The sequence below is a fragment of the Bacillus sp. FSL K6-6038 genome (genome assembly GCF_038050455.1).
Classification (GTDB): domain Bacteria; phylum Bacillota; class Bacilli; order Bacillales; family Bacillaceae_G; genus Bacillus_A; species Bacillus_A pseudomycoides.
In genome coordinates this window covers 1,516,879-1,539,476 of sequence record NZ_JBBOUH010000001.1, presented here as the reverse complement: position 1 = coordinate 1,539,476, position 22,598 = coordinate 1,516,879, and the positions used below count along the sequence as shown (strand labels likewise).

At 35.3% G+C, this 22,598-nt stretch carries 23 protein-coding genes, 1 pseudogene and 1 other annotated feature; of the genes and pseudogenes, 10 read left to right on the top strand and 14 right to left on the bottom strand.

Annotated features, from left to right (window positions below; all coding sequences use genetic code 11):
- Nucleotides 1–53 precede the first annotated feature (53 nt).
- Nucleotides 54–1,186 (bottom strand): annotated as a pseudogene (locus tag NSQ40_RS07820) (RNA-guided endonuclease InsQ/TnpB family protein).
- A 428-nt stretch (nt 1,187–1,614) separates the two neighbouring features.
- Nucleotides 1,615–2,460, bottom strand: a complete 846-nt coding sequence (locus NSQ40_RS07815) for a DUF72 domain-containing protein (protein WP_003196269.1) — start codon at nt 2,458–2,460, stop codon at nt 1,615–1,617.
- A gap of 134 nt (nt 2,461–2,594) precedes the next feature.
- On the opposite strand from NSQ40_RS07815, the gene NSQ40_RS07810 reads away from it, so the two are divergent.
- Nucleotides 2,595–3,848 carry an ATP-binding protein gene (locus NSQ40_RS07810; RefSeq protein WP_003196267.1) on the top strand — a complete coding sequence of 418 codons (1,254 nt, stop codon included), beginning with the start codon at nt 2,595–2,597 and terminating at the stop codon, nt 3,846–3,848.
- Nucleotides 3,849–3,922: 74 nt separating this feature from the next.
- Here the strand turns inward: NSQ40_RS07810 and NSQ40_RS07805 are convergent, their stop codons facing one another.
- On the bottom strand, nt 3,923–4,108 hold the full coding sequence (locus NSQ40_RS07805; RefSeq protein ID WP_050775666.1) for an ADP-ribose pyrophosphatase: 186 nt from the start codon (nt 4,106–4,108) through the stop codon (nt 3,923–3,925).
- 146 nt (nt 4,109–4,254) lie between these two features.
- Between NSQ40_RS07805 and NSQ40_RS07800 the strand changes: the two genes are divergently transcribed.
- On the top strand, nt 4,255–4,692 hold the full coding sequence (locus NSQ40_RS07800) for a hypothetical protein (RefSeq protein WP_033796000.1): 438 nt from the start codon (nt 4,255–4,257) through the stop codon (nt 4,690–4,692).
- Nucleotides 4,693–4,762: 70 nt separating this feature from the next.
- Here NSQ40_RS07800 and NSQ40_RS07795 read toward each other — a convergent pair whose 3' ends face one another.
- A complete protein-coding gene (locus NSQ40_RS07795; RefSeq protein WP_341286088.1) occupies nt 4,763–6,802 on the bottom strand; it encodes a transglycosylase domain-containing protein in 2,040 nt (679 codons plus the stop codon).
- 312 nt (nt 6,803–7,114) lie between these two features.
- On the opposite strand from NSQ40_RS07795, the gene NSQ40_RS07790 reads away from it, so the two are divergent.
- The 3 genes from NSQ40_RS07790 to NSQ40_RS07780 all read left to right on the top strand — a co-directional run bounded on the left by NSQ40_RS07790 (nt 7,115) and on the right by NSQ40_RS07780 (nt 9,663).
- Nucleotides 7,115–7,735, top strand: coding sequence for a DUF47 domain-containing protein (locus tag NSQ40_RS07790; RefSeq protein ID WP_000231447.1), 621 nt, complete (start codon nt 7,115–7,117; stop codon nt 7,733–7,735).
- 11 nt (nt 7,736–7,746) lie between these two features.
- A complete protein-coding gene (locus NSQ40_RS07785; RefSeq protein WP_003196261.1) occupies nt 7,747–8,745 on the top strand; it encodes an inorganic phosphate transporter in 999 nt (332 codons plus the stop codon).
- A 117-nt stretch (nt 8,746–8,862) separates the two neighbouring features.
- Complete coding sequence (locus tag NSQ40_RS07780) at nt 8,863–9,663, top strand: sulfite exporter TauE/SafE family protein (protein ID WP_033796001.1); 801 nt, start codon at nt 8,863–8,865, stop codon at nt 9,661–9,663.
- A gap of 291 nt (nt 9,664–9,954) precedes the next feature.
- On the opposite strand, the gene NSQ40_RS07775 is transcribed toward NSQ40_RS07780, so the two are convergent.
- Nucleotides 9,955–10,179 (bottom strand): hypothetical protein, encoded by a 225-nt coding sequence (locus tag NSQ40_RS07775; protein ID WP_003196257.1) that lies wholly within the window; start codon nt 10,177–10,179, stop codon nt 9,955–9,957.
- 397 nt (nt 10,180–10,576) lie between these two features.
- On the opposite strand from NSQ40_RS07775, the gene NSQ40_RS07770 reads away from it, so the two are divergent.
- Nucleotides 10,577–11,089, top strand: coding sequence for a Crp/Fnr family transcriptional regulator (locus NSQ40_RS07770; RefSeq protein ID WP_018764236.1), 513 nt, complete (start codon nt 10,577–10,579; stop codon nt 11,087–11,089).
- Nucleotides 11,090–11,110: 21 nt separating this feature from the next.
- On the opposite strand, the gene hmpA is transcribed toward NSQ40_RS07770, so the two are convergent.
- Nucleotides 11,111–12,319 (bottom strand): NO-inducible flavohemoprotein, encoded by a 1,209-nt coding sequence (gene hmpA / locus NSQ40_RS07765; RefSeq protein ID WP_033796002.1) that lies wholly within the window; start codon nt 12,317–12,319, stop codon nt 11,111–11,113.
- Between the two features lie 308 nt (nt 12,320–12,627).
- Here hmpA and NSQ40_RS07760 point away from each other — a divergent pair, with 308 nt between their 5' ends.
- Complete coding sequence (locus tag NSQ40_RS07760) at nt 12,628–12,825, top strand: hypothetical protein (RefSeq protein ID WP_016131282.1); 198 nt, start codon at nt 12,628–12,630, stop codon at nt 12,823–12,825.
- A gap of 53 nt (nt 12,826–12,878) precedes the next feature.
- Here the strand turns inward: NSQ40_RS07760 and NSQ40_RS07755 are convergent, their stop codons facing one another.
- Nucleotides 12,879–13,715 (bottom strand): hypothetical protein, encoded by an 837-nt coding sequence (locus NSQ40_RS07755; RefSeq protein WP_003196248.1) that lies wholly within the window; start codon nt 13,713–13,715, stop codon nt 12,879–12,881.
- 126 nt (nt 13,716–13,841) lie between these two features.
- Here NSQ40_RS07755 and NSQ40_RS07750 point away from each other — a divergent pair, with 126 nt between their 5' ends.
- Complete coding sequence (locus NSQ40_RS07750; protein ID WP_003206471.1) at nt 13,842–14,618, top strand: class I SAM-dependent methyltransferase; 777 nt, start codon at nt 13,842–13,844, stop codon at nt 14,616–14,618.
- A 35-nt stretch (nt 14,619–14,653) separates the two neighbouring features.
- Here NSQ40_RS07750 and NSQ40_RS07745 read toward each other — a convergent pair whose 3' ends face one another.
- The gene (locus NSQ40_RS07745) at nt 14,654–14,863 is read right to left on the bottom strand and encodes a hypothetical protein (protein ID WP_016114037.1); all 210 of its coding nucleotides are present in this window, start codon (nt 14,861–14,863) and stop codon (nt 14,654–14,656) included.
- A 306-nt stretch (nt 14,864–15,169) separates the two neighbouring features.
- Between NSQ40_RS07745 and NSQ40_RS07740 the strand changes: the two genes are divergently transcribed.
- Both NSQ40_RS07740 and brnQ3 read left to right on the top strand, forming a co-directional pair.
- Nucleotides 15,170–16,708 carry a bifunctional metallophosphatase/5'-nucleotidase gene (locus NSQ40_RS07740; protein ID WP_041488325.1) on the top strand — a complete coding sequence of 513 codons (1,539 nt, stop codon included), beginning with the start codon at nt 15,170–15,172 and terminating at the stop codon, nt 16,706–16,708.
- A gap of 43 nt (nt 16,709–16,751) precedes the next feature.
- Nucleotides 16,752–17,012, top strand: a binding site (T-box leader).
- A gap of 57 nt (nt 17,013–17,069) precedes the next feature.
- Nucleotides 17,070–18,425, top strand: coding sequence for a branched-chain amino acid transport system II carrier protein BrnQ3 (gene brnQ3, locus NSQ40_RS07735; RefSeq protein ID WP_003206476.1), 1,356 nt, complete (start codon nt 17,070–17,072; stop codon nt 18,423–18,425).
- Nucleotides 18,426–18,452: 27 nt separating this feature from the next.
- Here the strand turns inward: brnQ3 and NSQ40_RS07730 are convergent, their stop codons facing one another.
- From NSQ40_RS07730 to NSQ40_RS07705, 6 genes are all read right to left on the bottom strand, one after another.
- Nucleotides 18,453–18,716, bottom strand: a complete 264-nt coding sequence (locus NSQ40_RS07730) for a DUF3992 domain-containing protein (protein WP_003196240.1) — start codon at nt 18,714–18,716, stop codon at nt 18,453–18,455.
- A 270-nt stretch (nt 18,717–18,986) separates the two neighbouring features.
- Nucleotides 18,987–19,619 carry a response regulator transcription factor gene (locus tag NSQ40_RS07725; protein WP_341286087.1) on the bottom strand — a complete coding sequence of 211 codons (633 nt, stop codon included), beginning with the start codon at nt 19,617–19,619 and terminating at the stop codon, nt 18,987–18,989.
- Between the two features lies 1 nt (nt 19,620).
- Complete coding sequence (locus NSQ40_RS07720; protein WP_003196236.1) at nt 19,621–20,673, bottom strand: sensor histidine kinase; 1,053 nt, start codon at nt 20,671–20,673, stop codon at nt 19,621–19,623.
- Nucleotides 20,673–21,413: a cell wall-active antibiotics response protein LiaF gene (gene liaF / locus NSQ40_RS07715; protein WP_033795975.1), complete on the bottom strand. Its 741-nt coding sequence runs from the start codon at nt 21,411–21,413 to the stop codon at nt 20,673–20,675. The genes NSQ40_RS07720 and liaF overlap by 1 nt, the downstream gene beginning before the upstream one ends.
- Before the next feature lie 108 nt (nt 21,414–21,521).
- Nucleotides 21,522–22,184 (bottom strand): PspA/IM30 family protein, encoded by a 663-nt coding sequence (locus NSQ40_RS07710; RefSeq protein ID WP_341286086.1) that lies wholly within the window; start codon nt 22,182–22,184, stop codon nt 21,522–21,524.
- A 44-nt stretch (nt 22,185–22,228) separates the two neighbouring features.
- Nucleotides 22,229–22,585, bottom strand: coding sequence for a lmo0954 family membrane protein (locus tag NSQ40_RS07705; RefSeq protein WP_003196230.1), 357 nt, complete (start codon nt 22,583–22,585; stop codon nt 22,229–22,231).
- Between the last annotated feature and the right edge of the window lie 13 nt (nt 22,586–22,598).

Below are 22,598 nucleotides of genomic sequence, written 5' to 3'. Positions count from 1 at the left end.
TACTCTCCACAGGCGTCGTTTATACTGTTTGGACACAACCTTGCCCTACAGTTTCAGTCTTCAGTCGTTCTCACAAGTAATTGTTCTAACCCTTTTCGCAAAATGTTTAGACTTGCATTATGATCCCTGTCTAATACCGTTCCACACTTTGCACAAATATGCGTCCGAATAGAAAGTGATTTTTTCACACGATTTCCACAACCAGAACAATCTTGCGATGTGTATGCTGGATCTACTTTCACAAGTAGGCCTCCAAATTTCTTGCACTTATACAAAAGCATCCTGCGAAAAGCACCCCAGCCCGCATCCGAAATCGACTTCGATACTTTCCGATTCCGAACCATATTTCGGATATCGAGATTTTCTATACAAATCATCGAATACACTTGCGTTAGATGATAACTTAATTTATGCAAAAAATCTTTTCTTTGGTTCGCTACCTTTTCGTGAAGGCTCCGAATCCGTTCTACTTGTTTCTTATAGTTCGCAGAGCCTTTCTTTTTCTTCGAAAGGTTACGCTACGCTTTCTTCAGTAGCTTTTCTTTTTGCAGAAGAAATCTTGGATTTTCAAATACGGTTTCATTGGAAAGAGCAGCATATTTATTCAGTCCCACATCTATACCAATCGCATTTTCTATCGTAATAGAGGAAGGTACAACTTGTCTTTCGACACTAAAAATAGCGTACCATCTCTTAGATTGGCGTTTTATAATCAATTGTTTAATGGTTCCTTCTATTGGACGATGCAGATGGATATCCATTTCCCCTAATCGTTTGTTATATAATTTTCCGTTCTCTGCAAATGACATCGCAAAGCGGTGTTTCCCGTTCGGTTTGAATCCAAATTGAGGAAAAGTGAAACTATTATAGTCTTTATACTTTTTCAATTTTGGATAGTTGGCATCCCCACGAAAAAAGCCATCATATGCCTTTTCCAATCGTAAAAATACTTCTTGTAAGGGCTGTGATGGCACTTCTTTGAGAAAAGGATACCTCTTCTTATCGATTACTTGTTGCTTTTGCATATCAGAACGTGTATACAATCGTTTGTTTTCCTTATATTTTCTTTGTTTATCTAAAAAAGCAGAGTTATAAGCTTGACGACAATATTGTAGCCAACCATCTAACGTTTCTTTTTGTTCTTTGGTGGGAAAATCTCGTATTTTTGGCTTAGCAACATTGTCATCCCCTCCCCCTTTTTTCGATATAGTTTTTCAGATTCCTAAACACGAAATAGAATGTACGTTCCCTTTTCTGCTAGTATACACAAAGTTACATAAAAAGGAAATAGAAACTTCGTGCTATGCACGACCAACATTCATCCCCTCCCTACCACCTGGGCTATGCCCTACACGTGCTTGAGGAATGGGACTTCTGTTGGAGTACTGTTAAACTTTATTCAAAACTCACACCAGGCTATTTCCACATAAACATCAAGTTTTTTATTTTATTTACGAAAAAATATTGACAACGATAATGATAACCATTATCATTTATTAAGAAGCCAACAATTGATGAATCAACCAAACGCTCAGTAACATTGTTACCCCTCTTTTTCATATAGAAAAACACTGTACATTCCCCCTGTTTGTACAGTGTTTTTCTTTTTTGCGTTTATTCAAATAAATTGAGTTGCTCCGGTTTTGGTTCGCCGTATGTAATATGCATCATCTCCATAAGTTGTTTTGCATTATCAGCAGCATCCCCGCCTGAATTATTATTAAATAGTACATATATGTTTTTTGTCTTTTTCTGCAATGTATGTAATCGCTCTGTCCATTCTTCTAGCTCTTGTTTATTATAACGATATAAGCAGCGAACTGCTCGCCAATTTTCTCCTTTATCAAGCCATCCATGAATATTACGACCATGAAAGCGTATCAGTGCCATTTCAGGATGAGTTGCTTCTAATACAAGTGGAACAGAACCAATGCCAGCTTGTGGTTCATCACAGATCGTATGAATCCATTCTTCCTGTTCTAAAAATTGCAACGTTTTATCATGCATACTAGGATGAAACCACGTTTGATTTCGGAACTCTATGGCACACGGTAAGCCTTCCATCTTTTCTTTTGTATAACGAAGTAAATCTACATTTTTCTTCTGACAATCAAACCAAGGTGGATATTGGAATAATATCGCCTTTAATTTATGCGCTTCTTGAAGCGGAATAATCGATTGTTTAAATATTTCAAACATCTCATCAATATTTAAAAATGGAATCTCTCCTTGCATATGTCCCGTCATCCCTTGATACGCTTTAACAACAAACGAAAAATTTTTTGGCGTTTCCCCCGCCCATTTCATATAATTTCGAACCGGTTGCATAGCATAAAATGAACTATCTACTTCAACAATAGGGAAATACTCACTATATGTTCGCAATTTATTTCTATTTTCATAGGAATCTGCATATAAAGAATCATGATCTCCCCATCCTGTTAATCCAATAGAAATCACCTTTTCCCCTCCTTATCCCATTTCTATAAATCCGTACACACCTAATTAACAAAGTTTCAATCTTCTTCAAGAGCATCTTTATAAAATATGATATACTAGATGGAAGAATTTTTAAATTGAGGAGTTATTTATTTATGATTCAAGAGGATACTACTTTATCTCATGAAAAGCAAATAAAAGAATTAGAAAGAAAAGTACAGTTTTATGAGCAGTTGGTGAATCAACTACCACATCATTTTACATATAAAAACTCACAACTAGGTTTACAGTTACATAAAAAAGGGACTTCTCATTCCATCAATCGCATACCAAAGCAAGAGAGAGAATCAAACCTTGTACTAACTTGCGATTCCTTATTTCTATTTGAGCAACTTGAAAAGCACTTTGTTCATATTTTTGATGCATTTTCGCATCATGTCACCTTTATTGACAATAAAGGCATCATTACATTATGTAATCAATCTGCAACAGATGATTTCGGAATATCACGGAGCGATATCATCGGCAAACCGATTCAACAGTTATTAAACCTACCTGAAGAAAAAATTAAGGCATTAGAAACATTAAGAAGCGGAAAAGAAATTTATAACGAAGAGGTGTTAGATACAAATTATGGAATTTCTAATAACCGAATTATTCGTGACTATAATGGAGAGATCTTCCGTGTGATTAGTGTCTTTCATTATTTAAATACCGAACGTGATGCCGAAAAACTTGCATTAGCAGGTCGAATTGCAGCTGGAATTGCACATGAAGTTCGTAATCCACTTACAACAGTACGCGGTTATTTACAATTTTTACAAGAAAGTGTTTCACCTTCTAATAAAGAGCTTTTTCAAAATTTACTCATTCCTGAATTAGATCGTGCCAATAGTATCATTACGAAATTTTTATCTATTTCAAAAGCACACGAATTTAAAAGAGAACCATTTCCCATCAATACTTTTTTACGTGAATATATCCAACAGCTACTAGCTAGTGAAGTATTTTTGCATAACATTTCTATTGAATATAATTTGTCCTCCGATTTAGAAGACATATTAGTGAATATTGATCGACATGAGCTCGTTCAAGTTTTCCTAAACTTATTTCAAAATGCTGTGGATGCAAAAAGTGATAAACCTTTGTCCATTCAAATCACTAGTCATCGTTTGGATAATTTTGCTCGCATTACTTTCCAAGACAATGGAACTGGTATTCCTCCAGCGATTCAAGACTATATATTTGATCCATTCTTCTCTACAAAAGATGCAGGAACTGGACTCGGATTATCAGTAACAAGAAAAATCATTCAAAATCACAATGGAACTTTAAAAGTTTCTAGTAATGAAAACGGAACAACATTTATCATCTCAATTCCATTAGCGCAAAAAGGGGCTGGCTTATAGCATCTCCCTAAAAATAATCAGTGGGGATGAAGCCCCACTGATATAATCAAATAAATATATTCAAAATATACGATTTATAAACTTTCAGCACACGTCATTAGCTCCCCGCCAATCCATTCCCCTAAACAATATGTATTATCTCTTCCTTTTCCTCTTTCATGAGAAATGCCACAAAGCTTAATTCGTTCAATGTCTATTCCTGTTTCTTTTTTCACTTTTCTAACTGCTGTCTCTTCCTCCATTCCAAATCTAACATACATACACAGTAAGAAATAACTAGATGCTATTCATCTCATCTTAAATATTTGATTTCCTTCTTTACGTTTCTTTACTTCAAATTTACTCTAGCTTAACGCTTATTTTGTATGATAGATAAAGAAGACAATGATATGAAAGAGGGATGAAAATGAAAGTCTTATTGTCAATACGCTTTTGGATTTCCCTTATGTCATGTATATTTTTATGCTCAGCATTCTTTTTAACTTTAGAATATACGGCTACATCAAAAGCAGCAGAAAACAGCAATATAGCTCCATATGAGCTACTATATGCAAAACAAAATACAGTCCCTCTATCCTCTTCCTCATCTAAAGAAAAAAAAGTTATCAAAGGAATGATTATTACAGAAGCTGCTTCCCATCATGACCTGAATCAGATTGCTAAAAAAATTAAAGAACAATATAAAAATCGGAAAATCGATGAAATCACATTATCCATTCACAATAAAAATATTGGAAAATACGAAGAAGACCTACCTTATGAGCCAATTAGCAAAGGAACAATTTCCATTATTTACACTTCACAATCCCATTCCAACGTAATCATTCGTCTCAACGAACAATAATACACTTGCTAAAAATTTTTTTCCCTTCATAAAAAAAGAGACGAATATAATCATTCGCCTCTTTTTATTTTTACAAAAATGGAATCCACTCTTTTACTTTATCAATCCATTCTTTTTGTTGTTCTCTTCTCTGTTTTTCTTCTTCTTGACGCTTTTTCTCTTCTTCTTTTCTTCTCTTTTCTTCTTCAATTGTCTTTAATTGTTTCGAATAGTCAGCTTCTGATATAAGCGATAATTGAAATGCTTTTTGACTAGGGTTTTCATCAGCTTTTTTCATAATATCTCGAAACATTGTCGTTGTAATTTGACTACCACCTGGCACATAATGCTCACTGTCTGTTTTATCATATCCTATCCAAATAGCCCCCACTAAATCCGGTGTATAGCCAACAAACCAAGAATCTTTCGCTCCGCTGCTTGGACCATCCACAAGCTGAGTGGTTCCCGTTTTTCCAGCAGTATCAATATTTTTCACCTTTGCTTTTTCACCCGTTCCTTTTTCAACAACACCCTTTAATAAGTACGTCATTTTTTGAGCAACTTTCTCACTCGTTACACGGGTTTCTTTTTTATACCATTTCCCAACTGTTTCTCCCTCAGCATTCTGTATTTCCCGGATTGCATGCCCTTCAACTTGTATACCATCGTTAGCAAAAGTAGCGTAAGCTTGAGCCATTACAAATGGAGAAGTTCCAGTATGCATTCCCCCTAAAGCAATAGGAAGAGTACGGTCTTCTGCTTGTAGTGGGATACCAAAACGCTCTAATGACTTCAAACCTTTTTCCAATCCAATTTGTTCTAACAACCAAACAGCTGGTACATTATAGGACTTAGCAATCGCTTCATACATGGTAACATCACCATGAAAAGCATGATCACTATTTTGGGGCGCATAATCTTTTATATTAAGCGGCTCATCTTTTAAAACATCATATACTTCATATCCTTGTTCTAATGCTGGTATATATACGGCAAAAGGTTTTAGGGTTGAACCAGGTTGCCTTTTTAATTGCGTTGCATGGTTAAATTGCAAAAATTGATACGTCCCCCTCCCGCCGACTAGTGCGGGTACACCACCAGTTTTCGGGTCCATCAAAACAACGCCCGTTTGCATAAGCTGATCAGCGTTACTTTCTTGGAAATAATTGTCATTATTCACAACATCTTCTACTGCTTGTTGTTTTTTCGGATCAAGCTCTGTATAAATACGATATCCACCAGCTAAAATTTCATTTTGCGTCAATTCATATTTCTCCATTGCCTCACGTACAATATAATCCACATATTGCGAATATTTTCCTTTATACTTATCATCAACACCTCGTCGTAATGCAAGGCCTGTCTCTTGCTCTTTCTTGTATTGATTTTCTGTAATATACCCTTGCTCTTTCATTAGTGCTAAAACAACATTCCGTCTTTCAATTGACTTATTAAAATTTTTATATGGTGAATAGGTTGATGGTGCCTTAATTAATCCTGCTATTGTCGCAGCTTCTGCTATTGTTAAATCTTTTACTTCTTTATCGAAATATGATTTCGCTGCTTTTTTTATCCCCCAAGCTCCTTCACCAAAATAAATTTGATTCATATACATTTCAATAATTTCATCTTTTGTATACGTACGCTCTATCTTCTTCGTCAAAAAATACTCTTTAAACTTACGTGAAAATGTACGTTCTTGTGTTAAAAATACATTTTTCGCAAGCTGTTGTGTAATTGTACTGCCACCAGCAACTACTTCTCCCGCCGTAATATTTTTTAATATGGCACTCATAATCCCACTATAGTCAATACCATGATGGCTAAAAAACTCTTTGTCCTCTACTGCTACAACCGCTTGAATCATAATATCGGGAATATCTTTTCTTTTAATACCTTCCGCCTTGGAAGAAGATAGCTTTGCTGCCACTTCTTTATTTGCATCGTAAATAAGTGTTGGCTGCGGAACAGCCTGTTTTAATGCAGATATGTCTTGAATGGAGATCATTATATTTACCGCAATAAATAGGGTAACGAAAAAACCGCCAAAAATTAATAATATATTGCGCAATTTCTTCCTCTTGTTGAACCACTTAAGCATTTTTTTGAAATGAGTGTTGTTCCATTTCATTTATTCACTTCCTTCATTTATTTACACTTTCATCAGAAAAAGGAAGAAACTCCCTCCTTTTAAATTTATTATAATAACGTAATAGTTCTTCAAGTGTAAAGTATTTCTTTCTCATTCATACTTTTTGCAAGAAAAGGACATTCTACAAGTAAGATATTCATTAGTCGTTATTAATATTATTAATGCATCAATATGTATTATGTTAAGTTTTTGTAAACTTTTCGATAAAATGTTTTAAAAACCGACAGTTTTTTGTTAGAATTGACTAGCCAATATATTTTACATATATTACTTTTCGTGGGGGTAACAATAATGGTATTTAAATCTAAAAAAGATAAATTTTCTGAAATGTTAATGAATGTTTCTGAAAATTTAAAAGAAGGCGCGCAATTTTTCGTGGAGTATAAAATTAAAAATGCTAGCGATTTAAAAGAATTTTCTATGCGCATGAAAGAATATGAGTCAAAAGGTGACTCATTTATTCACGAAATCATTATGGAGCTAAACAAAGCGTTTATTACTCCTATTGAACGTGAAGACATCCTGCAACTTGCAATGAGCATGGATGATGTACTAGACGGATTAGACCACAGTGCAGGTTTATTCGAAATGTATTCTATTACAGAGGCAGATGAATACATGATTAAATTTGTGGAGGCAATTAATCAATGTGCGATTGAAATTGCAAATTCCGTTGAACTTATGTCGAATAAGAAATTAGTGGACATTCGCACAAATGCAATTAAAATTAAGGATTACGAATCACAGTGTGATGATATTCGTCGTCACGCCATTAAACATTTATTCTCTCGTGAAAAAGATCCGATCAAGATCATTCAATTCAAAGAGATTTATGAAGAGCTAGAAGAAGTTGCTGATAGCTGTCAAAGCGTTGCAAACGTATTAGAAACAATTATTATGAAGAACGCATAAGGAGTTTGATCATGGATACAGTCTTGATTTTAACTGTTTTAATAGTCATTTGTGCTTTAGCTTTCGACTTTATTAATGGATTCCATGACACAGCAAACGCCATTGCGACAGCTGTTTCTACCAAAGCTTTGAAGCCACGACAAGCCATTATCATGGCAGCTATTATGAACTTTTTAGGTGCAATGACATTTACAGGTGTAGCAAAAACAATTACAAAAGACATTGTTGATCCTTTTGCTTTAGAACATGGATCATATGTTATTTTAGCCGCTCTGCTTGCTGCAATTGTTTGGAACTTAATTACTTGGTACTATGGAATCCCAAGTAGTTCTTCGCATGCAATTATTGGTGCAATCGCAGGTGCTGCAATTGCTGCTGCTGGTCTAAGTGCAATTAATTTCAAAGGATTTATTAAAATTATTGAAGCTTTAATTATTTCACCAATCGTTGCATTTGTTATTGGTTTTATCGTGTATAGTATTTTTAAAGTTGTCTTTAAAAACTTTAATTTAACGAAAACGAATCAAAACTTCCGTTTATTCCAAGTGTTTACCGCAGCACTACAAGCTTATACACATGGTACAAACGATGCTCAAAAAGCAATGGGTATTATTACAATGGCATTAATGACAAATGGCCTTCATAATTCTGGAGATATTCCTTTATGGGTTCAATTCTCATGTGCTCTTGCAATGGGTCTTGGTACTTCTGTCGGTGGATGGAAAATTATTAAAACTGTTGGGGGACAAATTATGAAAATTCGTCCTGTAAACGGTGTAGCTGCTGATTTATCATCATCTCTTGTCATTTTCGGAGCAACATTTATTCATTTACCAGTTAGTACAACGCACGTTATCTCTTCTTCTATTTTAGGGGTAGGTGCTTCACATCGTGTAAAAGGTGTAAAATGGGGAACTGCAAAGCGCATGTTAATTACATGGGTGATTACACTTCCAATTTCAGCTTCATTAGCTGCTCTATTCTATTGCCTATTACATTTAATTTTCTAATCAAAAGTCGTCTTCCTTATTTTTCTAGGAAGACGACTTTTTTGTGAACAATCTTATTTCTTTTCAAAAAGTGTGTATAATGAATGTTGGATTAGTTATACAGAGGAGTTGGCAATTTTGGAATATATCATGTTACTTTTCATTGGATTAATCGCAGGAACAGTCGGAAGCCTAGTAGGGCTTGGCGGAGGAATTATCATCGTCCCTTTACTAATTGGACTGCATAGTTTATCACCACAACTCGCAGTTGGAACATCAATTGTGACCGTAGTTTTCACTGGTCTCTCCTCTACTCTTACTTATATGAAACATAAGCGAGTAGATTATAAAAGTGGACTTATTTTATTTATAGGGAGCGGTCCTGGAGGGATTATTGGATCGTGGGCAAACAAATTTTTGAATCAGGATTCTTTCTCTTTATACTTTGGAATTTTCCTTATTTTTGTATCTATCCTTCTCTTGTTACGTGATAAATTGAAACCTCTTTCCCTCTCAAATGCAACTGTTATTAAACGTTCTTTCACGGATTCTGAAGGTAAAACCGTTTATTATCAATTCCCACCGTTTCTTTCGATTATTATCGCATTTGTAGTTGGTTTCATATCTGGATTATTTGGAATTGGTGGCGGTGTATTGCTCGTTCCAGCAATGATGCTTCTTTTTGCATTCCCTGCACAAATTGCTGTTGCAACTTCAATGTTTATTGTCTTTTTATCAGCAATTGTAAGTTCTTTGACTCATATTTCTCTTGGCAATGTAAGCTGGATTTATGCATTGATTCTTATTCCAGGCGCTTGGATTGGCGGAAAAATCGGAGCTTACATTAATACAAAATTAAGCGGTAATGCGATTATCAATTTATTGCGTATCACATTACTTATTCTTGGAACTAAACTGATTATCAGTTCTTTCCTCTAACGCGTTCTTTTTAGAATGCGTTTTTTCATACGCAGGAATACAAAAACATCCCTAAAATAAAACATAATACTGTACACACACACAACAACATCAAATTTGAAATATATAATTTGTCCATGGTGATCACACTCCTATAGCTGGGCTGTTACCTCTATGATAGCGAAAAAAAGGACACTTTGCCTTTACAATATGCTAACAATGCAAAATCAATTATTACAAATTTTATCTATTTATTACATAAATTCGTATAATCAATCGATTCAACAAAAAAAGATGTCATATTGACATCTTTTAGTGAAGGAGTGACCACCCCATAAAATCTTCATGTACTTGACGTGCTCGTTTATCATTTCTATCATACAATTCAGCGTAGCTATCCGTTTCTTCGTCATAAGCCATTGTATAAATAATTTGACCATCTATTTCAACTGATAGAACGACTCCACCTTTCATCTCTTCCACATGTATGACAGCATTAGCTGGAATTTTCATATCAGTCATTTTCGCATCTAACAATATACTAAACCCCCTACAGCGTATTCATTGCTAGTACTATTACACACTAAATAGTATACTACTGTAATAGCATACGTTTCGTCAATAAAATTGCTGTTTATAACAATATAAATACAAATTGAAAAACTGACATAAAACCTTTCTTTGTAAGTGAGAGAGATCATCCGACTATGCATAGAAGCAATCAGCCCCTCTTCTTGCCCCATACCAAGTGAAAGCAAAGAGAAAAACGAGTGCGGTCACATTTTGTTCTTCATAGCAACGATTTATATATTGGAAAATTAAAATGGATATATACATCACCTTTTGTATTTGTATTTGTATTTGTATTTGTATTTGAATTTATATGTATGTCACTTACAATAAACTAATAGAACTAAATAATGGGGTGCTAACATTGATTCTACATAAAGGGGATATACTATTTCGTCAAGGTGAAGAAGGACCTTTATATTTTATTAAAACTGGTCTATTAAAGGTCGTTCGGTTACAAGAAGACGGAACACCATTTTTATTTAATATTATCGTTCCTGGTGAGACAATTCCTCACCATTCTTTAATTTCACCGAAAGAATATCATGGTACAGCCATCGCTTTAATTAAGACAGAGGTCCAGCCCATTGTATGTAATACATGGTACGAAAAACTACAGGAGAATCCAGAATTATATGCTGACATCGCCATGCAACTACAAACGAAATTGCGAATGATGCAGCAACGAATCGATCAATTAACAACTGTTTCTCCAAAAGAACGTCTCCACCGTCTACAAGAGTGGTTCGCACTCTATTTAGGAGGAATTCCCATTTATGAAATATTAACACAAACAGAAATTGGACAACTTATCGGTGTACGTCGTGAAACAGTAAATCGCTTGTTACGAGAACAAACAAAAAACGAGGTAAACTAACACCTCGTTTTTTTGTTTGCCTTATGATAAGCTTGCTGCCGGTCCGAAAAATTCATAATGAATGTGTTCAGGTGAAACTCCCCATTCTACTAAAGCCGCATTAATATGCTTCATAAATGGTACCGGGCCACAGAAGTAAAATTCTGCTTCAGACGTAGGAATGATAGATTGCAGCCAATCTAAATCAATGAAACCTTCTTTATCAAAGTTTTTCATTTGTAGGTCTTGTTCTGTTGGCGAAGAGTAACAAGTGTATGCTTCTACTTGTTCATAGTCGCTCGCTACTTGCTGTACATACTCTTTCATCGCATGCACATTGCTATTTAATGCTGCGTGAATAAAGTATACCTTACGATTTGAAGCTTGCTCAATTAATGTATTTAACATACTCATCATCGGCGTAATACCAACACCGCCACTGATTAACACAACCGGTAAGTTTGAATCCATATTTAATACGAAATCTCCTGCTGGTGCACTTAATGGAAGAATATCTCCTTCTTGGATGTGATCATGTAAATAATTAGATATCTTTCCATCCGGTGTCTCTGTAGCTGTTTCTCGTTTTACACTAATACGATAATAGTCTTTGCCAGAAGCATCTGATAAGCTGTATTGACGATTATGTGTATATGTTTCACCCTCTATATTTAATTGGATCGTTACATATTGACCAGGTAAGAATGAAGATAGCTTCCCTCCATCTTCTGGTTTTAAATAAAATGATGTGATTACGTCGCTCTCTTTCTCTTTTTTTACAACGATAAAGTTACGGAAATCTTTCCATCCACCTTCTTTTTCCGCTGCCTCTTCATACATTCCTGCTTCGACACTAATAAATGCATCAGCAATTACACCATACGCTTCTCCCCAAGCATCTAACACTTCTTGTGGTGCTTCTGCAACCTCTTTAATTGCTTGTAGTAAACATTTCCCTACAATTGGATAATGTTCAGCTTTAATTCCTAAACTTCTATGTTTATGAGCAATTTGTTTTACAACAGGAATAATAACTTCTAAATTATCAATATACGTTGCTGCTGCATACACTGCGCTTGCTAAGGCCTGTTGCTGTCTTCCTTTTTTCTGATTTGTATGGTTAAAAATATTTAATAATTCTGGATGTTCCGAGAACATAATTTGATAAAAGCGTGTCGTAATTTCAACACCTTTTTCTTGTAATAATGGTACTGTTGATTTTACAATTTCCATTGTTTTTTCACTTAACATTGTATCCCACTCCTCTATTTCCTTGTCTATTGTTATTGTAAACGAAGCCAAAATGGAAGGTTGTGATTTTAATCACTATAAACATGGTGTTTTTGTGAAAAATATATGAACGATTTAGATTTATCCCGCTATTTGTTACTAAACTAACGAATTAAATATACACCTTTATATTTTTCCAAAAAAGAAATAAGCTAACCAAAATTTTGGATAGCTTATTTCTTTTTTTGTAGAGCGTGTTCAATTATTAAAAATGACGTTTATTTCATCCAATTTTAGCCAAAACTAATAACGAAAGGAGGTAGACAAAAATGAGATTACAATCTTTCATGATTAGTGCCCTTTCTTTTTTAGCTTCGGCATTAATCTTTTATACAGTTGGCTATGTCTTACTATTAGATTTGTTACCAAAGCATCTCTTTATTATTCTTATTATTCTTTCTGCTCTTATGATTTCCTATCTTATTACACGAAAATCGTTAAATGAGCCGTCTACCAAAACAAAATAATAGAGTGAACCTTTTAGGTTCACTCTATTATCATTTCCTAGGAAAGTTTTTGACTATCTTTGCAAATTCATTTTTTCACCATACTCTTTTACAATTTGAATAATATTTTGAAACGTACCTACTTTTTCTTTTTTATGATTCAATACTTGTAAATCATAATGATCATAATAAGTTTCTAATGCTTTTAACTGGGAAGTTGATGCCCCCTCTATAGGTACAGTAAGATTCACTTCATATTGTTTATATCCTTCTCTAACTTTTTCTCCTGCAATAGTTTCACTCATTTTCTTTCCGACTACCTGTTGCATTTTTTCAGGAAAGATCAATTGAAAATAATACTCCCCTTCTTTTTCTAAAGTTTTATATAAAGAATCCGAGATTGTATAAAATACTGTGTATTTTATTTTTTTCTCATCTGTTTTAATATGAAAAGCAGTAATTTGCATGTCCTTTTTTGTCACTTCTATTAAAGCGTTCACTTTTGTATCATCATTTTGTTGCTCAGTAGCACCTGGAAGTATAGATAAAAGTTGCTCTGTATCAGATTTTGTAAGCATATACGTCTCTTTTTCATCCTGCAGCCACCCTTGGCGAGATTCCCCTCTTAGCCATGCACGATATATTTTCTTCTTTCCGTTTTTCTCAATTTGGATTTCGTACTCTGGTTCTCCAAAACCCCCTGTTATTTGTTGTTTCTCAGCTTTATTAATAATATCTACCACTTTCTTTGCTTCCTCTTGCTTTAAAACCTTTTCAAGCTTTCCTTTTTGTATAATTGTTACTTGTATACTTTCCTGCATAGGATTCACCGTCTCTTCTGCTTGTTTTTTCTCCTTTTTTTGTTCAACTTGACTACACGATGCTAATAAACAAAATAGTAAGAAAAACATCCATTTTCTTTTCAACTTTTTCCCTCCTATCTAGAACAATAAGAAAAGCTTATTGTTCTTGAAAATGAAACAAAAACGTTATGTATGATGAAATAAGATATACTAAATACGAAGGGAGGTTTTCACATGTCCATTAATTTTCATGATGCTCATAATAAGTACACCTACGCCACGCGAAAAGCAGATTCCTCTTGGTGTGAAATGATTCAAAATATAATTGATGTAAGTGGTAAAAACATAATTGATATCGGCTGCGGTGGTGGTATTTATACGAAAGAACTGGCTCTTATGAGAGCTAACAAAGTCATTGGCTTCGATTTCTCAAAAAAAATGTTGCACGCGGCAACAGAAAATTGCGCTTCTGTCCCAAACATCTCATTTATTCATGGTGATGCCCACCATATGCCATTTGCTAATGAAACTTTTGATATTGTGATTTCTCGTGCTGTTATCCATCATTTACAAGACATCCCGAAATTTTTACAAGAGGCCTCACGTATCTTAAAGAAAAATGGAATGCTCATTCTTCAAGATCGTACCATTGAAGATTGTACAATTCCAGGAAGCCCAGAACATATTCGTGGGTATTTCTTCTCCATCTATCCTAAACTCATTCAAATAGAGGAAAAGCGAAGACCAAAAGCAACGCACATACAACAACTAATCGCACAAAACGGCATGTATCCACTTCCCCTTCAAACAATGTGGGAAGTGCGAAAAATCCATGATTCTATTGAAACATTATTACAAGATTTATCACCACGCACAGGCCGATCCATTTTATACGAATTAACAGACAATGAACTTTCTCAATTACTCCATCACATTCACTCTAAACTAAACAATATAGCTCCGATTATTGAACAAGATCGTTGGACTATTTGGAGTGCCACAAAATTTTAAGAAAGCCTCACATAATTTTGTGAGGCTTTCTCCTTTCATAACCTAATTTTGCAACATTCTTGATACCCTCCACTTCTGGCCTGTGCACTTCCACACTTTGGACATACTAAGTATCTGGATTGACTTGTCAACAAACTTCCTTTTTGAAAAAGTAACACTTCTGCTTGTTTAAATGACCGCGAATAATATAACCATATGAAACCACAAATTACTATAATTCCGAACAATACACCCATCGCAAGCATTTCCGTCACCTCTTTTTGGTTTGTTCTTTCCAGCAAGTGGATTGTAGTATTATTCTCTATTAATAAAAAAGATTCCTGCCTTCCTGTTCTAATTGTCATATTTCTCAAAAAATTTTTACATAATCTCTATACTTTTACGTACTTTTTACAAAAGATTCCCTTCCACTTCTCATACAATAAAGTGAAACGTCCATCAGTAAGGCTTTTCTTCATCCCTCACTGATTATCAACTCTCACCAATCGGGTCTTTACGGGCAGTAAGTAAAAATCCACACCCTAAAATAATTTTAATTGAGGAGTGTCAATATGAACTATTTCTTATTACTCCCTTTTCTTATCAAACTAATTTTTTCTTTTCTATCCCCTTCTTCTCCACCTACCGACGTATCCGTGCAAATTCTCGGCCTCAATGATTTCCACGGCCAATTAAATACGACTTCAGCGTTGCACGATAAAGCTGTAGGGCGTGCTGATTACATATCTGCTTACATTCAATCCTACCGCGATAAAAACCCTAACACCTTACTTGTTCATACAGGAGATATGATTGGTGGGAGTCCTCCGATTTCAGCACTTTTTCATGATGAACCAACGATGGAGTTTTTAAATAATCTTCAATTTGATGTTGGTACAATAGGAAACCATGAGTTCGATAGGGGTCCCATTGCTCTGCAACAACTAATTAATGGCGAATCCGTTACACAAACAAGTTCATTTTCAGGTAGCTCCTTTCCTTATATATCCGCAAATATTGTATACAGTGAAACGAATCAACCACTCTTCCCCCCCTATATAATTAAATGGATTGATGGGATTCCAATCGCCTTCATCGGCGTTTCTACAAACGATACTCCTTTTTTAACAATGTACAACGATATGTCTTCTATTCGTTTTTTAGATGAAGCTTCTTCGATTAATCTTTATGTGTATCAACTACAAAAGAAAGGCATTCATGCATTTGTTATTCTTGCCCACCTAGGTGGTAATACGACAGAAAGTAATACAAATGGACCTTTAGCTGATTTAGCTAATCAAATAGATCCTGATGTTGATATCATTTTTGGTGGTCATACCCACTCCTATATAAATGGAAATGTGAACGGCAAATTGCTTGTTCAAGCCTACTCATACGGAAAAGCATTTTCAAACGTCACCTTTACATTAAATCGTAAAACGAAAGATATTACGAAAAAAGCTGCAACAATTGTCCCTGTCTATCAAAATGCAATTTCTCCTGATTTACACACAAGAAACTGGATAGATTCTTACGCCTCAAAAATCCAATCTCAAGTAGAGGAACAACTCGGAATAACGGACCATGAGTTAACTCGTAATCAAAATGAACACGGCCAATCAAATTTAGGAACAGTTCTCGCAATAGCCCAGCGCCAAACTATGCAGGCGGATATTGCTTTTGTAAATCCTGGGAGCATCCGGCATAATTTAAAAAAAGGAACAATTACATGGGAAGATACCTTCCTCATACAACCATTCGGCAACAAATTAATTAAAATGTATTTGTCTGGAAAAGAAATTCGAAACGTCTTGCAAGAGCAATGGAAAGAAGAAACTCGCATGCTACAAATTTCAGGGATTCGTTATAGTTGGAAAAATAACATCGTCCAAACAATTTCATTAGATGACGGAACACCATTACGCGATGATCAAATATACTCTGTAGTAGTCAATTCTTTCTTAGCAAATGGAGGAGATAAATTTTTGACATTTAAAGAGGGCAGAAATCGCTCCGAAGGCCCGACAGATCAGGAAGCTTTTGCAAATTTTATTCGTTCTATTTCTCATATAGATACACTCCCTCAAAATTTTTTACGGAAAATCTATTGACTTTATGAAAAAAACATGTAAAAATACTGTCAGAATACTTGAACAAAATTCATTGACGAGAACGAGTACGTTATATAAAGCTGTTCCCCAGAGAGTTGGCATCTTGCTGAAAGCCAACGTTCAGCTCGTAACCGAAAATCATCTCCGAGAAGTAGAACCGAAGGATGTAGTAAGTTCTTACCGGTCGTCCCCCGTTACAAGGAACACGTATCATGTTGTACGTTGCAAAGCCGCATACATATAGATGTATTTCTACGTGTATGAACTAGGGTGGTATCGCGGGTAAATATAACTCGTCCCTTTTTAAGGGGCGAGTTTTTTGTGTTCTTACGAATGAATTTTTATAAAAGGAGGAAACACAATGAACACTGTATCAAAAAAACATGTTTTTTTCACAGGTCTTATGCTATTTTCTTTATTTTTTGGAGCAGGTAATTTAATTTTCCCTCCAATGCTTGGACAAAACGCTGGTGAAAACTTTTGGCCAGCAATGCTCGGGTTTTTACTAACAGGAGTTGGCTTACCGTTATTAACTGTTATTGCAATCTCTCTTTCAGGAAATGGAATGCAACAACTTGCAAGTCATGTTCACCCTTTATTTGGAATTTCATTTACAGTAGTTGTATATATTGCAATTGGCCCTTCCATGGGAATTCCACGTGTCGCTAACGTCGCTTACGAAATGGGTGTTAGTTCTTTCTTACCAGAAACAATTCGTACTAGTAGCTTATCCTTATTTATATATACGGTCATTTTTTTCACTATCGTATTTTGGCTTAGCTTAAATCCTTCTAAACTCGTTGATCGTATCGGAAATGTGCTAACACCTATTTTACTATTCTCTATTTTCTTATTGTTTGTAAAAAGTGTTTTCACACCACTCGGAAATTCAGGTCCAGCGATGCAAGAGTATCAAACTTCTCCTATTTTCAAAGGATTTATGGAAGGATATTTAACAATGGATACGATCTCGGCACTTGCATTTGGGATTATCGTCGTGAATGCAATTCGCTCAAAAGGTGTAGAAGATCGTAAAGCTGTTGCAATTGCAACGACAAAAGCAGGACTTATTGCAGCTACAGGGCTCGTACTCGTATATGGAGCACTTGGCTGGCTAGGTGTAACTAGCGTTTCACTTGGATATGCAAAAAATGGCGGTCAATTACTTACTGTTATTGTACAACAGTTATTCGGCCCATATGGCCTTGCCTTATTAGCGGTTATCGTTACACTGGCTTGTTTAACAACATGCGTTGGACTTGTATCAGCATGTAGCCAATATTTCTCAACATTATTTACAAAATTTTCTTACAAAGGGATAGCAGGTATCATTTGTGTATTAGGACTTCTAGTAGCAAACCTAGGCTTAACAAAAATCATTGCAATCTCTGTTCCAATTTTACTAGTTGTATATCCAATTGCTATCGTACTCGTACTATTATCATTACTCCATAAGTACTTTGGTGGTTACCGTTCTGTTTATGTTGGTGCTTTAATCGGGGCTGCAGTAATAAGTATGTTTGATGGGCTAAAGCAAGGAAATGTATCTGTTACATTCATTACCTCTTACTTTGAATTCATTCCATTTTATAATGAAGGAATTGGTTGGTTATTACCAGCGATTGCTGGAGCAACAATCGGGCTTGTAGTCGCAAAATTAAAGAGCACAAAACCAATACCACTAACTGAAACTCCTTCTGAACCTAAAGTGTCTTAGTGAAAAACTCCCGATTAAGGGAGTTTTTCACACTTGGTAGGAAGTATGATTGAAACTACTTATTTTATACGCTTTCGTATAATACTCAAGGTTTGTATCAACTGTTTCTACTTTCACAACATCATAGCAATCTGTTTGTTTTACTAGAAATAAATAATATTCTTCTGTCGCTTCAATTATCGCAATACAACCTGTTTCAATATCGTATTGCACCTTAAGTGCTTGCAATGCATTCACGTAGTTTCCTAACTTTTTATTTTTACCCATTTCAAATACTGTTTGAACTAACATACACAATCTCCCCCTTTATATGTACTATTTCCAATCAAATGATAACGCTTACAAACGAATGCGTCAATAACGTAAAACTTTAATCAGTGGGGTTTTCTTCATCCCCCACTGATTATTAACCCTCACCAATCGGGCTTTTACGGGCAGTTGCTCCACCCCTAGCCTCTTTGCTTTCACTGAATTTTGAGGTGGAGATCTTACTGCCCGTAAATAGCGGAATAAAGGCAACTTCCACCAATGAAACAAGTCATATACAGTGGAAGCCACATTTTATTTCGTTAATTGATGTCGAAATGCATAAATAACAGCCTGTGTACGATCGCTTACATTCAACTTGTTTAATATATTACTTACATGTGTCTTTACGGTTTTTAATGCAATAAATAACTCATCCGCAATTTCTTGATTACTCTTTCCCTCTGCAATTAATAATAAGATTTCAAACTCTCGTTCTGTTAAATCTTCATGAAGTGGCTGTTCTTTCTTTTGACGCATACGCGACATCATTTTCCCAGTAACTTTCGGCTCAAGTACTGTTTCCCCATCATAAGTCGCTCGTACTGCATCTGCGATATCGCTCGCTCTTGATGTTTTTAATAAATAGCTCGTTGCACCTGCTTCAATAACAGGATATAGTTTTTCATCATCTAAAAAACTTGTCACGACAACTATTTTTGCTTCCGGCCATTCTTGAATAATGGCACGCGTTGCCTCAACACCATCCATTTCATCCATAACAAGATCCATTAAAATAATATCTGGCTTTAATACTAATGCTAATTCTGAACCTTTTCTTCCATTTTCAGCTTCGCCAACCACTTCGATATCCGGCTGAGTTGATAAATACGCTGATACACCCATCCGCACCATTTCATGATCATCTACAAGCAGTACTTTAATCATGCTACTCCCCCTCTCTCTCTATTATAATTGGTACTTTCACTTCAATTTGTGTACCTTTATTCGGAAAACTTAGTACCTTTAGTGTTCCACCAATTTCATGAACACGCTCTTGAATAGACCTCAGACCATATGATCCAGCTTTATTGACACCTACTTCAAACCCAACACCATCATCAATGATTTTTAAAATTGCATATTGATCGATTTGACGAAGACGAACTTCTGTTTTCTTTGCCTTCGCATGCCGTAACGTATTGGATAAAGCTTCTTGCACAATACGGAATAAATGATCTTCCACACCTTTTTTCAATTGAATTGGCTCAATCAACCATTCAATTTTCATATGCTGTTTTCTTGAAAGCTCTGTTAGTAACTCTTCTATACCTTCTGTTAATTTTTTACCTTCAAGTTGTACAGGACGTAAATGAAGCAGCAATGCTCTCATTTCTGATTGTGCATTTACGACCATATTTTCCACAAGCTGCAATTGCTTTTTTGTTGTTTCTGGAATTTGAGCTACCTGTTCATTAATAGCTGACATCATCATAGACATTGCAAAAAGCTGCTGACTCACTGAATCATGCAGTTCTCTAGCTAATCGATGCCTTTCTTGAGAAATAGCTTCTTGTCTCATCTCTTCATTCCAATGAGCTCGTTCATTCGTTACTTTTTGAAATAATCCGGCTTGTTCCTCTAATCGCTTAGCAAGCGCAATTACCTTTCTCTCTACTTCATGAAATTCATCCTCTGCAGTAAACGAAACGTCTTTTGGGAAATTACCTCGCTCTACTTCAAATAAAAAAGTATTTAAACCTTGAATACGCTGCTGCATATAGTAACCAATTGCATATCCAACAATTCCCCCAATAAGAAGACTTGTGCTCATAATGAACAAGCTAATTGGAACAGAAGCAATGGATTCTTTCCACAATAAATCGTATACGTCTTCTCTACTTTTCCATACATATACAATCGTACAAATAATTGCAATACTAACAGAAGATAACATAGAGTAACGAATATACATCCATGAAATATTCTTTTGCTTTTTCATTATACTTTCCTCACTTCCGTATCGCCTACGACAAGCGAAGAAATTATTTTAATACGCCGAGGAGCGTCCCTATACTGTTCTGTTTTGAATGTAACATTTCGATTAAATCCTGTCTCTTCATGTCCTGGAAGTAATACTCTACCAACAATAACAGAATGATTTAAAGATAATTCAATATCGTACGGAACATACAAACGAATGTTACCAATAACGCCACGAATAACGATAACCGTTTCTCCTTCAGGAATCATCGCCGTCGTCAAGTCAATTTCAACATCACCGACTCCGTACTGGACATTAATATCCTCTAATTCATAAATATGATCCATCATTCTTACGTTACCTACCATCATATTTTTAAGATATGGTTCTGTACGATAGATTTGTTTTTCTTCATCTATATATCCTTTTTCCTTAATTTCTACCTGTACAGTTTTTGGCTTCTGCTGTCCTTGTATAAGCTGATAACCGATGAAAGCTAAGCAAGTAACTACAACAAGCACGAAGGCTGCTGATGAAAACAGGAAGAATAAAAAAATAAGTCCTCCGACAAATAAAAACACATTACCTCTCACATAGCGATTCTTTTTCCGATAATGTCTTCCGAACATAATCATAATAAATGCAAAAATAAGAGCACCCGGTTCAAAATGTCCGAGAATCATATCAAGAAAAAGACCAAATCCAAATATGATGAGGAGCATCCCCACTAGTTGTGATTTTGAAAATTGTTTCTTCATTTCAGCTCCCCTCCTTCTTGTCACATATAAATAGAAGAAAAAGGTATTGCTTTCCAACACCTTTTCTTCTATCACTATATCATAAGCTCGTTTTATAATGTACTACAATTATTTTGTTACTTCTTTTGTTAAGGATACTTCATCCTTTTCTTTCATTTCACGCTCAAGTTTTGCAATTTTCATATCAAATGTATCACGCTCATGATCTTCATTCATGCGAAGTTCTAAATCACGAATGTGATCTTCAATTTCTTCAAATCGTAAGAATGGGTTGTTCTCATCCATTTTATGAAGAGCTGTATTCATGCGACGGTTCGCATGAGCCATGTTTTCACGTGCCATTAATTCCATACGCTTTGCATTCATTTCTTTTAGTTTATTTTTCATTTCAGAAAGACGTCGTTCTAACTCATCGATTTGCTCCACTACACCTGCATACATTTCTTCTAGTCGAGCTACTTGCCCTTCATAATATGCTACTTCTTCTAATGCACGTTCATGCAATTGCATTTCCCCTGCTTCTTGTGCAATTATCGCCTGTTGTGATCGCTTATTTACGAAATAACGAGCCTGCTCAAGTTCACGAGCAAAATTAGATTTTAGTGTTTTATGACGCTGAATTAACTTTTCAATTTTTGTTACTTCACGCTCGCTATCGCGTAAATATTGATTTAACATAGCGATTGGATTTTTTCTTTCTTTCTCATCTAAAACATTATGAAAATCTGCTAAAATTGCATCGCGTACACGTCCGAATAAAGATTGTTTCATTATAATCTTCCTCTCTTCTACTTTATGATTTAAATTGTTTTATATTAGTTTTTCATTAACTTGTTCCACTCATCTTCAAAGTTGCTATATCGTTTAGAGCCTTCTGAAGCAGAATCAACTACTACATCTTTTTCTTTTTTCCACTCACGGTATCCATAGTATAGAACTACTAATGCTACGATACCGATTAATGCTGGGGAATGGGAAAGGGCAATTGACAAGCCGATTAAACCGACAATACCCCAAGCTAACTTTCCAAAAAATGATTGTGCTCGCACAAATGATTTATAGCTCCAGTACACAATCCCTGCTCCAATTGCGAATCCTACAATACCAGCAAGACTACCAAGAGCAATCAAAGCCAAAATACCGGCCGCGATAAACGCTAAAAATTGTTTCATCTTGTGCTTGCCT

Coding starts and splice junctions, on each gene's coding strand:
- NSQ40_RS07810 (WP_003196267.1), top strand. CDS start 2,595: ATGATTCAAGAGGATACTACTTTATCTCATGAAAAGCAAATAAAAGAA.
- NSQ40_RS07805 (WP_050775666.1), bottom strand. CDS start 4,108: ATGTATGTTAGATTTGGAATGGAGGAAGAGACAGCAGTTAGAAAAGTG.
- NSQ40_RS07800 (WP_033796000.1), top strand. CDS start 4,255: ATGAAAGTCTTATTGTCAATACGCTTTTGGATTTCCCTTATGTCATGT.
- NSQ40_RS07795 (WP_341286088.1), bottom strand. CDS start 6,802: ATGAAATGGAACAACACTCATTTCAAAAAAATGCTTAAGTGGTTCAAC.
- NSQ40_RS07790 (WP_000231447.1), top strand. CDS start 7,115: ATGGTATTTAAATCTAAAAAAGATAAATTTTCTGAAATGTTAATGAAT.
- NSQ40_RS07785 (WP_003196261.1), top strand. CDS start 7,747: ATGGATACAGTCTTGATTTTAACTGTTTTAATAGTCATTTGTGCTTTA.
- hmpA (WP_033796002.1), bottom strand. CDS start 12,319: ATGTTAAGTGAAAAAACAATGGAAATTGTAAAATCAACAGTACCATTA.
- NSQ40_RS07760 (WP_016131282.1), top strand. CDS start 12,628: ATGAGATTACAATCTTTCATGATTAGTGCCCTTTCTTTTTTAGCTTCG.
- NSQ40_RS07755 (WP_003196248.1), bottom strand. CDS start 13,715: ATGTTTTTCTTACTATTTTGTTTATTAGCATCGTGTAGTCAAGTTGAA.
- NSQ40_RS07750 (WP_003206471.1), top strand. CDS start 13,842: ATGTCCATTAATTTTCATGATGCTCATAATAAGTACACCTACGCCACG.
- NSQ40_RS07745 (WP_016114037.1), bottom strand. CDS start 14,863: ATGCTTGCGATGGGTGTATTGTTCGGAATTATAGTAATTTGTGGTTTC.
- NSQ40_RS07740 (WP_041488325.1), top strand. CDS start 15,170: ATGAACTATTTCTTATTACTCCCTTTTCTTATCAAACTAATTTTTTCT.
- brnQ3 (WP_003206476.1), top strand. CDS start 17,070: ATGAACACTGTATCAAAAAAACATGTTTTTTTCACAGGTCTTATGCTA.
- NSQ40_RS07730 (WP_003196240.1), bottom strand. CDS start 18,716: ATGTTAGTTCAAACAGTATTTGAAATGGGTAAAAATAAAAAGTTAGGA.
- NSQ40_RS07725 (WP_341286087.1), bottom strand. CDS start 19,619: ATGATTAAAGTACTGCTTGTAGATGATCATGAAATGGTGCGGATGGGT.
- NSQ40_RS07720 (WP_003196236.1), bottom strand. CDS start 20,673: ATGAAAAAGCAAAAGAATATTTCATGGATGTATATTCGTTACTCTATG.
- liaF (WP_033795975.1), bottom strand. CDS start 21,413: ATGAAGAAACAATTTTCAAAATCACAACTAGTGGGGATGCTCCTCATC.
- NSQ40_RS07710 (WP_341286086.1), bottom strand. CDS start 22,184: ATGAAACAATCTTTATTCGGACGTGTACGCGATGCAATTTTAGCAGAT.
- NSQ40_RS07705 (WP_003196230.1), bottom strand. CDS start 22,585: ATGAAACAATTTTTAGCGTTTATCGCGGCCGGTATTTTGGCTTTGATT.